This is a genomic window from Pseudemcibacter aquimaris (assembly GCF_028869115.1).
Classification (GTDB): domain Bacteria; phylum Pseudomonadota; class Alphaproteobacteria; order Sphingomonadales; family Emcibacteraceae; genus Pseudemcibacter; species Pseudemcibacter aquimaris.
Map to the genome: position 1 here is coordinate 1,148,209 of NZ_CP079800.1, position 14,215 is coordinate 1,162,423.

Annotated in this window: 10 protein-coding genes; 4 read left to right on the forward strand and 6 right to left on the reverse strand. The window is 40.7% G+C overall.

What is annotated here, in order from left to right; translation table 11 throughout:
* The first annotated feature begins 67 nt into the window (after window positions 1–67).
* Window positions 68–3,412 carry a YhdP family protein gene (locus KW060_RS05615; protein WP_249035388.1) on the forward strand — a complete coding sequence of 1,115 codons (3,345 nt, stop codon included), beginning with the start codon at window positions 68–70 and terminating at the stop codon, window positions 3,410–3,412.
* Here KW060_RS05615 and KW060_RS05620 read toward each other — a convergent pair.
* Window positions 3,409–4,455, reverse strand: a complete 1,047-nt coding sequence (locus KW060_RS05620) for a S66 peptidase family protein (RefSeq protein WP_249035389.1) — start codon at window positions 4,453–4,455, stop codon at window positions 3,409–3,411. The genes KW060_RS05615 and KW060_RS05620 overlap by 4 nt on opposite strands.
* A gap of 19 nt (window positions 4,456–4,474) precedes the next feature.
* Entirely contained in the window at window positions 4,475–5,746 is a 1,272-nt protein-coding gene (tyrS, locus tag KW060_RS05625; RefSeq protein WP_249035390.1) for a tyrosine--tRNA ligase, read from the reverse strand.
* Between the two features lie 96 nt (window positions 5,747–5,842).
* Between tyrS and KW060_RS05630 the strand changes: the two genes are divergently transcribed.
* Window positions 5,843–6,958 (forward strand): anhydro-N-acetylmuramic acid kinase, encoded by a 1,116-nt coding sequence (locus KW060_RS05630; protein WP_249035391.1) that lies wholly within the window; start codon window positions 5,843–5,845, stop codon window positions 6,956–6,958.
* Here KW060_RS05630 and KW060_RS05635 read toward each other — a convergent pair.
* Window positions 6,955–7,596, reverse strand: coding sequence for an alpha/beta hydrolase (locus KW060_RS05635; protein WP_249035392.1), 642 nt, complete (start codon window positions 7,594–7,596; stop codon window positions 6,955–6,957). The two genes, KW060_RS05630 and KW060_RS05635, sit on opposite strands and share 4 nt — an antisense overlap.
* 136 nt (window positions 7,597–7,732) lie before the next feature.
* Here KW060_RS05635 and KW060_RS05640 point away from each other — a divergent pair, with 136 nt between their 5' ends.
* Together KW060_RS05640 and KW060_RS05645 are read left to right on the forward strand one after the other, a co-directional pair.
* On the forward strand, window positions 7,733–8,854 hold the full coding sequence (locus KW060_RS05640; protein WP_249035393.1) for a cysteine desulfurase family protein: 1,122 nt from the start codon (window positions 7,733–7,735) through the stop codon (window positions 8,852–8,854).
* The gene (locus KW060_RS05645; RefSeq protein WP_249035394.1) at window positions 8,835–9,980 is read left to right on the forward strand and encodes a cysteine desulfurase family protein; all 1,146 of its coding nucleotides are present in this window, start codon (window positions 8,835–8,837) and stop codon (window positions 9,978–9,980) included. Before KW060_RS05640 ends, KW060_RS05645 begins: the two co-directional genes overlap by 20 nt.
* Here KW060_RS05645 and KW060_RS05650 read toward each other — a convergent pair.
* The 3 genes from KW060_RS05650 to KW060_RS05660 form a co-directional block, all read right to left on the reverse strand.
* Window positions 9,972–10,742 carry an alpha/beta fold hydrolase gene (locus KW060_RS05650; RefSeq protein WP_249035395.1) on the reverse strand — a complete coding sequence of 257 codons (771 nt, stop codon included), beginning with the start codon at window positions 10,740–10,742 and terminating at the stop codon, window positions 9,972–9,974. The two genes, KW060_RS05645 and KW060_RS05650, sit on opposite strands and share 9 nt — an antisense overlap.
* Before the next feature lie 299 nt (window positions 10,743–11,041).
* Window positions 11,042–13,375, reverse strand: a complete 2,334-nt coding sequence (locus KW060_RS05655; RefSeq protein WP_249035396.1) for a transporter substrate-binding domain-containing protein — start codon at window positions 13,373–13,375, stop codon at window positions 11,042–11,044.
* 140 nt (window positions 13,376–13,515) lie between these two features.
* Window positions 13,516–14,214, reverse strand: coding sequence for an arylesterase (locus tag KW060_RS05660; protein ID WP_249035397.1), 699 nt, complete (start codon window positions 14,212–14,214; stop codon window positions 13,516–13,518).
* Window position 14,215: the final 1 nt, after the last annotated feature.

The following is a 14,215-nucleotide window of genomic DNA, read 5'->3' on the forward strand; positions in this document are numbered from 1 at the left end:
GTTTTGTCATAATGATGACCAAAGAGTGTTCATGCAAGTGAAACATAGATAATTTTAAGAGAAATAAATGGTAATTAAGCCGTTACGATATATTGTGAAAACATTCCTTGTGGTGTTTGCGCTCATAACGATCGCTATGATTCTGTTTTTCTGGCGGGTTAGTAACGGCCCCGTTGAATTAGACGGCAGATCACCCTTTCTATCAAATTTATTGATCAGCCAAAATATCGGCACAAATGTTTCATTTGAAAGCAGTATTCTTACGTGGCGTGGATCGGATGATAACCCGACTGGAAGTGGCAGTTTTGAAATACGTTTCTTAAACATCAATGTTGAAGACGAAAGCACATCAACTGTTGTCACGATCCCGCGGGCGGGAATGCAGTTTAGTATGGCTGCGATCTTTAGAGGGGTTATCGCCCCAATGTTCGTGGAATTTAGTGGTATTGAACTAAATTTATTACTCCCTAAAGAAGCATGGTCGGGTGAACCATTTGATCAGGATGAATTCATTGAAACTATGCGTGCTTTTCTGGATGAATTTAATAATTCACCGGATTTAATTCCGCAATTAACCAGACAGATATTACTGCCGCCAGATCCGCTAAATTCAACCGGGTATTTACAACAAGTATATCTCGCGAATACCACCATTAATTTACAAGATGAATTGTCAGGCGATATCTGGCATATCCCAGATGCTGCACTTGATATTAAACGTATCGAAGATGGGTTTAGTTTAATGCTGGATGGCACGATTGATTTTGAAGCTGATAATGATATCCCGCTTCATATGTCGGTGCAATATAGCATCCCTTATGAAAAAGCGACCAGCCAATTACGTTTTTCCAATTTTATTCCGACTAATATCGCTGGCGAAGTTGAAGGATTAGCTGACCTCGCCACACTTGATATTCCAATAAGCGGTATTGTAGATCTTTCTATTGATAAAGATTTTGATCTTCCGGTCATTGATTTCGAATTTGACGTCGGTGAAGGGATGATTAACCCGCTGGATCTTTATGATGAACCGATCAAAATCGATGAGGCATATTTAATTGGGCAATTCATAACGCTTGATGATGAATTATCCATTGAAGACTTGTTTTTAAAATTTGATGGTGCGGAATTAAACGCAGAAGGGACTATCGGACAAATCAGCAATGACCCTGATGTGATGATTGTTGCTGATGTGGCGAGTATGCCACTTATTAATTTGAAAACATACTGGCCGCCGGGGCTTCTAATCGGAGCCAGAACTTGGATTGAAAATAACATTACAGGTGGCATCGTTCCAGAAGGGCAAATTGATGTGAATATTCGCCCTGAAATGTGGGCCATGGATCAAATGCCAGATGATGCATTTATTTTTGACTTTAAAGTGCTTGGCGGGGTGTCACATTTTTTAAAACCGATGCCGCAACTTACCGATATGATTGGTACAGCCAGATTGCAGCTAAATCATTTTCAATTGAACATACAAAGTGGCGTCGTTGAGAATGCGATGATCCGTGATGCTGTGCTTCATTTTAATGATATCGCGAAAAAGGGTGAATCTTTTGCTCATTTCGAAATTCCGGTAAATGGTCGCGTTGAGGATATTCTTCACGTGATTGATTATGACCCGCTTGGTTACCCAAGTTTATATGGCATAAGACAAGGCAGTATACTAGGTCGTGCAGAAGCATTCCTGACATTAGATTTTCCACTTATTAAAGGTTTGAAACTGAAAGACGTGGAGTTTGATGTAAAGGCTGATATTGAAGATCTACATATTCCTGAACTTTCTGAAGGGTTAGAGTTATCAGATGGAACTATGACTTTATCAGTTAACAGGGACGGTATATCATCAAACGGTAGCATCTTACTTAACGGTATTGATTTTAATGCCATCTGGAATGAGGATTTTACAAAGTCGTCCGAATATCCCACCACATATATTGTTGATGGCGAGATTGCGAATGATGAATGGGAAACACTCCATTTGCCGTTTGAGCCATATGTAAATGGTCCTGCGATGGCCAATCTTATCTTGCTTGGTCAAGGTGCAGGATTAAAAGTTGGCGAAGGTAAAATCAACCTAACCGGCACTCAAATTGAATTTGAGCCTATTGGCTGGGTTAAGGAAGACGGGGATGACGCTGAAACATTATTTGCGCTTAATTTTGAAGATGAAAAAATTCATGTGAATGATGTTGTGTTTCATTCTGAAAATTTAAATTCTGAATTGCAGCTTACCTATGATGGGGAACGTGCATCGCGATTATATATTGATGACTTAACGATGGAAGGGCATGATTTTTCCGCATTATTTGATTGGGATTACGAAAATGAGCTCTATCAGGTTTCCGTAAAGGGCAATGAATTTAATGCTGTTCCGATCATGGATATTATTTTAAGTCCAATCGATGAAAATGAGGAAGAAACGGATCTACCTGATTTTAATCTATCCGGCGCTATTGGAAAAGTAGGGATGTACAATGATATCGTTGTGGAAAGAGCGACTGTGTTAACTGGTTATGTGAATAACGAAGTGATCGATTTCGCTTATGATAGTCATTGGGGCGAAGATAAGGACATGTCCATCATTATCACCAGCGGTGAAGAAATTGATGACCTTGATCAGAAGCTAACACTTTCTACGAATGATGCCGGTAATGCTTTACGTGCGCTTGATTTCTTTACCAGCGGTGATCAAGGAAATCTGATGATTGCAGCGGATATGATCAAAATGGAAAAAGGGTATACCCTAAAAGGAACAATTGAAGCCAGTGATTTCACAGTTGCAGATTCAGCAGCCTTTAGCGAGCTTTTAAAAGAAAAAGAGTTCGCCAGAGCTCAGGAAGAGTTAGAAGAAAACGGTTTGTCATTTGCAACTTTTGAAGGAAATTTTGAGCAATATGATGAAATATTCCGTGTTTCTGATGGTACAGCAAAAGGACCGACACTTGGTGTAACATTGGATGGTTATGTGGATCAGAAATATGATGAAATATCATTAAAAGGAACGATTATTCCGGCTTATGGGTTGAATTCGCTATTAAGCAATATTCCGCTTCTTGGAACCATTTTAACAGGGGGTAAAGATGAGGGGATATTCGCGGCGACATATAATATGCGTGGAACAATCGATGATCCGGAAGTAAATATTAACCCCTTAATGGCATTGGCTCCAGGAATATTCAGGAAGATTTTCGGCGCATTAGGCGGGAGCGATAATGAACCAACAGCCCGAGAAGAGGCAGAAGAAGAGCTTTTAACAAGGGAAAGAATTGAACAACAAGAAGCGACTGACGCCGCTGAAGGTGAAGTAATATTACCTGAAGAAAATGTTGTCGAAGAAAAAGAGGCGACCCAGTCAGAGCCGCCAGCTATAGATAACATGGGTGAAACGCCACCGATATTAAATTAAGAAACAGCGCTTTCCTGCATAGTTACTGAACCCGCATCCGCATCGATTTTTACATTACAGCCAATTGGCATGGTGCGATTGTCCGCAATATGGCCAAACAATGCGCCAGTAAACACAGGTTTGTCACGTGATGCAAAATGATGTTCAAAAATATCCATCAGTGCGAAATCGCCATAACCGCCATCTGTGCCAACATCGGTCCATCCGCCCATAACAACGCCAGCACATTCATCAAGATGACCGCCAAGCGCAAGTTGTGTTAACATGCGATCAACGCGGTATATATTTTCACCCACGTCTTCGAGGATCAGTATGTTATCCTTGATTGTCGGAAAATAAGGCGTTCCCTGAAGGGCAGTTAGAACAGTTAAGTTTCCACCAACCATGCGACCTTCTGCAGTTCCTGAAACAACAGTTTGAATGCGGTTATTGCGGACGGTCAAATATTCGCCTTTTTCCTGCGGGTTGACCATATGTTGTGCTTTTCCTTCGAATAGGATTTCACGAACGCTATCTTGTGTGAATTTATTCCATGCGCCACCTGCGATTGGACCGTGGAAAGTAATAAGACCTGTTTTTTCATAGATAGGATTTAATAATGCCGTAACATCGCTATAACCCATTAAAATTTTTGGATTATTTTTAATAAGATCAAAATCAAGATAAGGAAGTGTGCGTGCAGCACCCCATCCACCTTTTAGCGCGATGATCGCTTTTACGTCTTTATCAGCAAAAGCTTGATTGATCTCGTCGGCTCTTACTTTGTCTTCTGCTGGGAAATATCCCCAACGTCCAAGTGTGTTTTCTGCGACCTTTACTTTAAGGCCAAGGGCTTCAAGTGATTCAACAGACAGCTGAAGACGTAATTTGTTATATTCTACGCCGGACGGTGCAATGATCATTACGGTGTCGCCAGCTTTTATTTTTTCAGGTTTGATAATTGGCATAGAATTTTGTGCATTTGCGCTTGATGTAGCAGCGCTTGATATCGCCAGTGCTGCACCACCAGCAACGCTCGCTTTAAAAAAATCTCTTCTATCCAATATATCTCTCCTTAATTTATTATTTAGGCATAATCAAAATATGACGTTTTTTACCAGCAGATAATTTGATGCTGCCTTGATCGTTGAGGTTATCAAGGGTGACTTTCATTTCTCCGTCAGTGATTTTCTCATCATTGATTTTAGCGCCGCCCTGTTTAATCAGGCGTCTAACTTCGCCTTTTGATTTACCAAGGCCCGCAGTTACATAAAGATCGGAAATGAATACGCCTGCTTCTAGTTCTGATTTTGCGACCTCAACGGTCGGCAGGTCGGCGCCTAATGATCTTTCTTCAAATGCTTTCTTTGCGGTTGATTCCGCCTTTTCGGCTGCTTCACGGCCATGGCACATGGCAGTTACTTCGTTAGCGAGTACTTTTTTCGCTTCGTTGATTTCTGCACCCTCAAGTGCTTCTAATTTTGCGATTTCATCAAGCGGTAGTTCAGTAAATAATTTTAGAAAACGACCAACATCCGCGTCATCAGTATTGCGCCAGAATTGCCAAAAATCATACGGGCTAAGCATGTCATCATTTAACCAAATGGCGCCATTTGCTGATTTACCCATTTTTGCGCCACTTGCCGTGGTAATAAGTGGGGTCGTCAGGCCGAATACTTCTTTTTGATCTTTACGGCGGTTCAGTTCCACGCCGTTAATGATGTTACCCCACTGATCTGATCCGCCCATTTGAAGCCCACAATCAACACGGCGTTGTAGTTCAAGAAAATCATACGCTTGCAGGATCATATAGTTAAACTCTAGAAACGTTAGCGGGTTTTCACGGTCAAGACGTAGTTTCACGCTTTCGAAAGTCATCATGCGGTTGATGGTGAAGTGTGGGCCCACATCGCGTAGAAGTTCTACATAACCAAGCTTATCAAGCCAGTCGGCATTGTTCGGCATGATGGCATCTGTGTCGCCGTCACCGAAATCAAGGTATTTTTCAAAAACCTTTTTAATGCCTTGCATGTTTTCGTTGATTTTTTCGACCGTTAACATCTGACGGCTTTCGTCTTTACCGCTTGGGTCGCCAATTTTCGTGGTTCCACCACCCATAAGCACAACAGGTTTATGACCAGATTTTTGAAGATGGCGTAACATCATAATCTGTACTAGTGAACCAACATGCAAACTTGACGCGGTTAAGTCAAAACCGATATAGGCCGGAACGACGCCAGCAAGTAGCTTTTTATCCAATGCTTCGGGATCAGTGCATTGATGAATAAAGCCTCGTTCCATCATTACTTTTAAAAATTCTGATTTAGGTGTGTAATTATCGATCGTTTCGGTCATAATATCGTCATCTGTGTTTTTTAGAAAAATATGAAGGTTCATGTAGCACAAGTTTGCAGATGACCAAAAGGGAAAATTAAAGGAAATTGAACCGTAATGGGGAAAAATAAAGAATATTTGGCCATTGGGCTTATGAGCGGCACATCTGTGGACGGTGTTGATGCCGCGATCATTAAAACGGATGGCTATTCCGTAAAGCGTTACGGCAAGTGTCACCATCTTGCTTATTCAAAAGAACAACAGAAAATAATCCTTGAAGCAATCGACCAAGCGAGAGACGCTGGAAACCCGGATATCAGAAGTAATTCAATTTCGATGGCAGAAGGGTTTATAAATGAAATCCATACTAAAGCCGTTCAGGAAATTATTAAAATTAATGATCTTAATAGGGATGACATTGATGTCGTCGGTTTCCATGGTCAAACCTTGCTTCATAATCCCGATAAAGGATGGTCTTGGCAGATTGGTGACGGCCGTGAAATTGCAAGTGAGCTTGGTATAACCGTCATTAATGATTTTCGCCGCGATGATGTTGAAAATGGTGGACAGGGGGCGCCACTGGTGCCGATTTTTCACCGTGCTTTATTACCTGAAAAAAATGATTATCCAATAGCACTATTAAATATTGGTGGTGTTGCAAACATCACCTGGATTGGTGGCGATGACCCAAGTGATATGCTTGGGTTTGATACGGGGCCGGGTAATGCATTGCTTGATGATTGGGTAAGAGAACATAGCGATTTGCCATATGATAAAGATGGTGAATTATCCGCAAGTGGTTCAGTACAGGAAATATTTGTGAATGATTTAATGAACCATGAATATTTTACTGAAAAACCGCCAAAATCATTAGACCGTAATGAATTTGGTATTGGGCAGGTTTCAATGTTATCGCCTGCTGATGGTGCCGCGACATTAATCGCATTTACAGTTGCCGCTGTTAAAATGGCGGAAGTGATGTGTCCTGATTATGTTAAGAAATGGTATGTTTGTGGTGGCGGGGCCCATAACCCAACGATGATGAAAATGTTATCTGACACGCTTTATGGTGACGTTGAGGATATATCGGCACTTGGATTTGATGGTGATTATGTCGAGGCAGAGGCGTTTGCCTATTTCGCAGTAAGGAAACTGCTCAATCTTCCAATAACATTTCCGGGGACGACAGGGGTAAGTGAGCCGTCCACCGGCGGTAAAATTAATAAGCCTTAGTAACCAAGGCGCATCGTTAGATATTTATCGACAGATTTAACAAGCGGAACATGATGATCTTCATAAAAATGGCTGGCTCCTTCGATTTTATCATAATCAATGGTGATGCCTTTTTGGGCTTGTAATTTATCAACAAGTCGCTGCACGGAATGTTCCGTCACAACTGTATCATCGGTACCTTGCGTGATTAGACCTGATGACGGACATGGCGCAAGGAACGAGAAATCATATAGATTGGCAGGTGGTGAAACTGACAGGAAGCCACTGATTTCAGGGCGGCGCATTAATAACTGCATTCCAATCCAGGCACCAAAAGAAAATCCGGCAATCCATACTTGCGGGCTGTCACGATTTACTGTGTGAAGCCAATCAAGTGCTGCTGCTGCATCGCTAAGTTCGCCAATGCCGCTGTCATATACACCTTCGCTGCGGCCCACGCCACGGAAATTAAACCGAAGCACAGAAAAGCCACGACGAACAAAAGAGTGATACAGGTAATAGCAAATTTTACTGTTCATGTTGCCGTTGAATTGCGGGTCTGCGTGCAGGATTAATGCGATTGGTGCGTTTTCCTGCTTGCTTGGATGATAACGGCCTTCAAGACGACCTTCTGGGCCGTTGATAATGACTTCTGGCATATTGGTTTAACCTTAAATGTCTAAAAATATTATTCGTAAAATTTAATAGAATAAAATACCTTATTGATGATTCCGTTCTGTTATAGCATAAAACTACGGTGAAATTTCAACCAAGAAATTGGATTTTAGTAAAAATATGACCTCAGCGAACCTTATATACCTTGATTATAACGCCACGGCACCCATCCGGCCCGAGGTGATTTCATTGATGTCAGAGGTCATGATCGAGGGCGGAAACCCATCATCGGTACATGCGCTCGGTCGTAAAGCAAAATCTAGAATGGAAACGGCAAGGTCGCAAATTGCGAATGTAGTCGGTTGCCGTTCACAAATGGTGATTTTTACATCCGGCGGTACCGAAGCCAATAATATGGCCATATTAAATTCCGGAAGATCACGGTTGATTACAACGAATGCCGAACATGATTCAGTCAATTCATCAAAAGACAGGTTTAATGGGAAAGTCGACATATTAAACGTAGATCAAAATGGTCAGATAAACCCACAAGACTTGGAAAGGTTATTGGGTGAAGATGCGTCAGATACTGTTGTGTCAATATTATATGCGAATAACGAAACTGGCGTTATCCAGAATATCGGCCCAATTGCGAAAATAACTAAAGCGGCCGGCGCACTTTTACATTTAGACGCAATTCAGGTATTCGGAAAAATCGATATTGATTTTATGAAAATGAATGTGGATATGATGAGCATATCATCCCATAAAATTGGTGGGCCACAAGGGGTGGGGGCGTTAATTGCGCTTGAGAAATTACCTGTGAAATCATCAATTCTTGGCGGTGGCCAGGAAGTCGGTCGCCGCGGCGGCACAGAAAATATTGCGGGTATTGCCGGATTTGGATTGGCGGCTAGCATGGTTTCAGAAAACCTTGAAAAAATGGATGTTCTTGAAGAATGGAGAAATGCCTTAGAGCAACGATTATCAGAACATACAGATAAAGTTCGTTTTATGGGAAAAGATGCAAATAGACTTCCGAATGTTTCGGCCATTTATATGCCGGATGTTTTAAGCGAAACTCAAGTGATGAATTTTGATCTTGAAAAAATATGCATCAGTGCCGGTTCGGCCTGTTCATCGGGTAAGGTAAAATCATCCCACGTTATTATGGCAATGACGGGGGATGAGGGTATCGCTAGTTCAACAATCCGAATGAGCATGGGGTGGAACACAACAAAAGATGATGTGGATGCTTTTGTTAAGACATGGATAAAACTTTATGACCGCAAACACGCCTAAGTTACCCATCTATCTTGATTATCAGGCAACAACGCCGCTGGATAGTCGTGTGCTTGATAAAATGATGCCGTTTTTTACGGAACATTTTGGTAATCCGCATTCTGCAGAACATCGTTTCGGCTGGCAAACGGAAGCCGCTGTTAACGTCGCGCGGGGGCAGGCTGCAAATGTTATTGGTGCGGATGATGATGAGATAATCTTTACTTCAGGCGCAACAGAAAGCAATAATATCGCCATTAAAGGTGGGGCTTTCGCTCTTGCCGGTAAAAAGAAGCACGTTATTACTGTAAAAACAGAACATGAATGCGTGCTCGCATCATTTAACTCTCTTGAACGGCTTGGATTTACGGTTACATATCTTGATGTTGATAATGAAGGTTTGATTCATTTATCTGAACTTGAAAATGCGATAACGGAAAATACATCGCTCGTTTCCGTAATGGCTGTGAATAATGAAATTGGCGTTATTCAGGATTTAAAAGCCATTGGCGACATTTGTAAAAAGCATGAAGTTTTATTCCATACCGATGCAGCGCAAGGGTTCGGTAAAATTCCACTTGATGTGAATGAAATGAATATCGATTTGGTGAGCATTTCCGGCCATAAAATATATGGCCCTAAAGGGATTGGCGCGCTTTATATCCGAAAAGGTGTGCAGGTTATACCGCTGTTTGATGGCGGTGGTCAGGAGCAGGGGATTAGATCCGGTACACTTGCGCCCGCACTTTGTGTTGGACTTGGTGCGGCCTCGCAAATTGCCAAAGAAGAAATGGAAAAAGATGCAGATTATTTAGCAATACTTTCCAAATCACTCTTAGAAAATATCAAATTGAATAACATCCGTTTGAATGGCTCAGTAGATCATCGCATTCCGGGTAATTTAAACCTGACTTTCGAGGGCGTAAAAAGCGACCTTTTGATTGCGGAACTCAAAAATATCGCCATTTCAAGTGGTTCTGCGTGCTCATCAGCAAAACAAAAATCATCATATGTGTTAGAGGCAATCGGTCTTTCAAAAGAAGAGGTCGATGCATCCATTCGTATTGGATTTGGCCGAATGACAACTGAAGCCGAAATAGAATATACTGCTGAATATATTACCGAAACGGTCAGGAAGTTATCTTAAGAAATTAAGAAGGATTTCTGAAAATTCTTTTGGCTTTTCTGAATGAAGCCAATGACCGCAGTCATCAATCGTTTCGATTTTGGCATTTGTGAAAATTTCTAATGTTTCCGGTACATATTCGTCTGCGATATAATCTGAATTTGCACCACGAATGAATAATGTTTCCCCGTCATAATTATGGCCTTCTGGAGCTGCTTGAATATGTTTATATTCACCGATTAATGCGGGAAGGTTAATACGCCATTTAAAACCATCACCGTTTTCCGCACGAACCAGGTTCGTTAATAAAAACAATCTGACGCCTGCTTCTGGAACGTAATTTTTTAAAACTTGTTCTGCTTCACCGCGTCGTTCTATGTTTGCAACTGGAACCGCAAGTAATCCTTCGAAGATTGATTCATGGTGATGTGGATATTCAACCGGCGCAATATCACCAATCACGAGTTTATCAACACGTTCCGGATGATTAAGTGCCAACTGCATTGCCGTTTTGCCCCCCATCGAATGACCAAGAATATGAGCTTTTTTGATGCCTTGATCATCCATAAATTCAATGACGTCTTCAGCCATTAATGAATATGTAATTTCATCGGAATGGGGCGAATTGCCATGATTTCTTAGATCAATACAAAACACAATAAAGTCTTCGGCATAAATTTTAGCCAGTCCGCGAAAATTTGCCGCGGACCCATAAAGTCCATGGATAATGATCAGTGGTTTCTTATTGGCATCGGTGCCATATTGGTCAAAATTTAATTTCATAGCGCTCTATGTATAGATATTTTGAAAAAATACAAGGTTTGCATAAAAAAACCGGCCCCCTTTCTTTAAGGGGACCGGTTTAATAAACAGGGTTGAAGGGGGAGTAGGGAAATTACTGTTAATAGTAAAAAAGCCCCTGTTTATATCTAGTTTTGCTCTATGGAGGAGCTGTTCGGGAGCAAGGTAGCTATAGGGTTTAACGTCACTTGCAATTCTAGATATAAACCAGATTTTCAATTCTTAAAGTCGATTGCGATGAAATGCATCTCTTTTGCGATGAATGGTAAAAACAGATGAAATTAAAGGTTTTTTTGTAGAGGTAAGATGATTTGCACTGTTGTTCCAATGCCAAATTCACTTTCCATTCTAATTTCGCCACCGATCAGTGTTGCAAGCTCATTTACGATAGCGAGGCCAAGGCCGGTTCCTTCTTCGTTAAGGTTATGACTTTCATGGCCTTGTTCAAATGGATGAAGAACTTGCTCAATACGTTCTTCAGGAATGCCAATACCGTTATCTTTAATTTCAATGAAGATTTTCTCTTCATCTTTTACGAAACAATTGCATTCAATGTTTCCGCCTTCGTTGGTAAATTTAATAGCATTTGATAAAAGGTTGATTATTATTCTTTTGATGACGTGAATATCACTTTGGATTTGCGAATATTCGTTTGAAATTTGGTATTCATACTTAAGATTAATATCTTTACTATTAGCAAGTGGCATGATCATTTTGATCGATTGCGTTATACAGTCATCAAGATTAAATTCTGTTATATCAAGTCGCCATTTCCCGGCTTCGATTTTGGATAAATCCAGTATTTCATTAATAACAGTCGCCAAATGTTCGCCGCTGTTTTTAATGTCAGCTAAATATTCTTTTTGCTTTTGAGATTTAATTTCCCCTGCCATACCGGAAAGTATGACATCAGAAAAACCGATGATCGCATTTAATGGCGTTCTAAGTTCATGTGACATATTGGCAAGGAACCGTGTTTTGGCAATACTTGCATTTTCCGCGGCTAATTCGGCGGCTTTACGCTGTCTTATTTCCTTTTGTAGGCTGTAATTCCATATAAGAATAAGGCCGATAATTACTATGGCAATAATGGATGAACGAATAAGTAATTCGTAATTTTCTTGTTGTTCAAACTCTATACCTAGCCAAGCTCTCGAAATTTCTGTTCTTTCAAGCGGTGAAATTGATGCCATTGCTTTTCTTAAGGCACTGGCAAGATGGGGAAGGTCAATTCTTGCAGCCATACTATTGCGGCTTCTGTAACTGGTTTCGCCGACGGCCGAAATTTGGGTTAGTCCTTCAAGTGCAATATGATGCGCAGTAATGGGAACACTACCGACATATGCATCAGCTTGTCCGGTTGCCACTAGGCTTAATGCTTCAGTGACATCATCCGTTTGAATAATATTTATATTAGGATAATCTCTACTAATAATTTCTGTAATGGAAAAATCTTTGATTTGTGCAAGTGTTCGTCCATTCAATGCATCCAAATTACCAAAAAGTTGTCCACCCTCACGGGCAAAAATCATATAACTTGCTTCAAGTATTGGATCTGTAAAATCAAGAAATTCACGTCTTTCAATGGTGTTATTGACCACAGAAACCATATGAGCTTGTTTGCTGTGAATATGTTCTAGGGATTCTGTCCAGTTATTGCTGCCGGACCATTCAAATGTAATGCCGAGTTTTTCTTCGAATAGGGATAAATACGAACCTGCAAGACCACTAATATTTCCATTTTGGTCAATAAATTCTAGCGGGGCGTTATTAGGATCAGTGGCGACTTTAATAATTTTGTTTTTTGATAGCCAATTTATTTCTTCTTCCGTAAGATCAAGGCCAATGGCGTATTCTGCAATAACTTCGTCTTTCACATTGGTTTGCCATTTTTCGGTTAGTGCATTGAATTCTGAAACCGTTACCGCATCCATTCCTTTTTCCAGGATTGTTTTAAGTATCGGCCAATCATCCCTGACAGCAAAACTTATGCTATCTGAATCGCCATCATGTAAAAAGAAACTATCGCCAACGATACTAATATTGGTCAGCATATTTTGGTTTAACATATGATTTGTAACAGGATATATGTCGACAAATAAATCTATCTTGCCAATCGCGATATCCTTAAGGGCACTTACCGTGTCATTATATTCAGCAATCTTTATTTCCGGATATTCATTTACCAGAATTTCATGGGAAAGATCACCTATGACAGTGCCAACAATCTTATTTTTTAAATCATCAATTGTTTCAATTCTGGTGCTGCCGGTTCTTCCGAAAAAGACCATCGGCATATCAAGATAAGGTCTAGTGAATATAAGGTATTTACTGCGATCAGGCGTTTGAATGATACTTTGCGCCATGTCGATTTCTTTATTTTCGAGCATAGTAAGCAAATCTTGCCAGAGATATCCGCCAATATAATCTATTTTTAGACCGACCTTTTCGGCCACCAAATTTAGGTAATCAATGGAAAAACCCTCTGCTTCACCATTTTGGATGAAATCAAGCGGTGCCCAGTCAAGCTCATTAGTTGCTGTGATGACGGGGTGTTCAGCGATGAATTTCTTTTCTTCATCGCTTAGTTCAATTCCCTGAGCATTAGCGGCCATATTATTTATGACGACTAACAAGAACAACACTAACGATTTCAATAAGAAAGAAATCCTATTCATATATTACTACCTACTTATTAACCCCAATTGGATAGTAAGTATGAATGGTTAACATTTCTTTTATAAATAGAACACTTCTAGTTTAGAGCGTTAATGATGCTTGGTGCCATTTTCGTCGTAATGATTTTTACGCCCTTAATATTTGGGTGAATTCGGTCATTTTGGTTTAGTTCGATGAAACCTGCAACGCCATCAAGAAAAAATGGATAAAGTGGTACTTCGTATTTTTTTGCTGTATCAGGATAAATAGTATTAAATTTTTCCCCGTATACAGGGCCAAGATTTGGTGGTGCGATCATGCCGGCTATAAGTACAGGGATTTCCTTATTTTTTAAAATCGATACCATTTCGTCTATGTTTTTGCGGGTAATTTCCGGCTGAATGCCGCGAAGTGCGTCATTGGCGCCAAGCGCAAGAATTACAAGATCTACATCTGGCGTACTTGCCAGTACCCATTCAAGACGGGAAAGTCCGCCTGATGAAGTGTCACCGGAAACTCCGGCATTGGCCACTTCGACATTTGTTCCTAAATCAATAAGCGTGCGTTGAAGCTGGTCTGTGAACCCTTCGCCGGGGCCAAGACCGTATCCTGCGGTCAGGCTGTCACCAAAGGCCAGAATTTTTTTTATTTCCTGCGCATGAGATGGCAAGGTCGCTGCGTATAATGATCCGAACAGTGTAAATATCGTAAAAATAAGACGCTTTAGCGCAATATGTTTGATTATCGCTATTGGAGTGGTAATAACATTATTGTATAACATATGTATTTTAGACACT

Bases quoted from the DNA above. Each gene is read 5' to 3' on its own strand.
- KW060_RS05615 (WP_249035388.1), top strand. From the start codon at position 68: ATGGTAATTAAGCCGTTACGATATATTGTGAAAACATTCCTTGTGGTG.
- tyrS (WP_249035390.1), bottom strand. From the start codon at position 5,746: ATGACCGAAACGATCGATAATTACACACCTAAATCAGAATTTTTAAAA.
- KW060_RS05630 (WP_249035391.1), top strand. From the start codon at position 5,843: ATGGGGAAAAATAAAGAATATTTGGCCATTGGGCTTATGAGCGGCACA.
- KW060_RS05635 (WP_249035392.1), bottom strand. From the start codon at position 7,596: ATGCCAGAAGTCATTATCAACGGCCCAGAAGGTCGTCTTGAAGGCCGT.
- KW060_RS05640 (WP_249035393.1), top strand. From the start codon at position 7,733: ATGACCTCAGCGAACCTTATATACCTTGATTATAACGCCACGGCACCC.
- KW060_RS05645 (WP_249035394.1), top strand. From the start codon at position 8,835: ATGACCGCAAACACGCCTAAGTTACCCATCTATCTTGATTATCAGGCA.
- KW060_RS05650 (WP_249035395.1), bottom strand. From the start codon at position 10,742: ATGAAATTAAATTTTGACCAATATGGCACCGATGCCAATAAGAAACCA.
- KW060_RS05655 (WP_249035396.1), bottom strand. From the start codon at position 13,375: ATGGCCGCTAATGCTCAGGGAATTGAACTAAGCGATGAAGAAAAGAAA.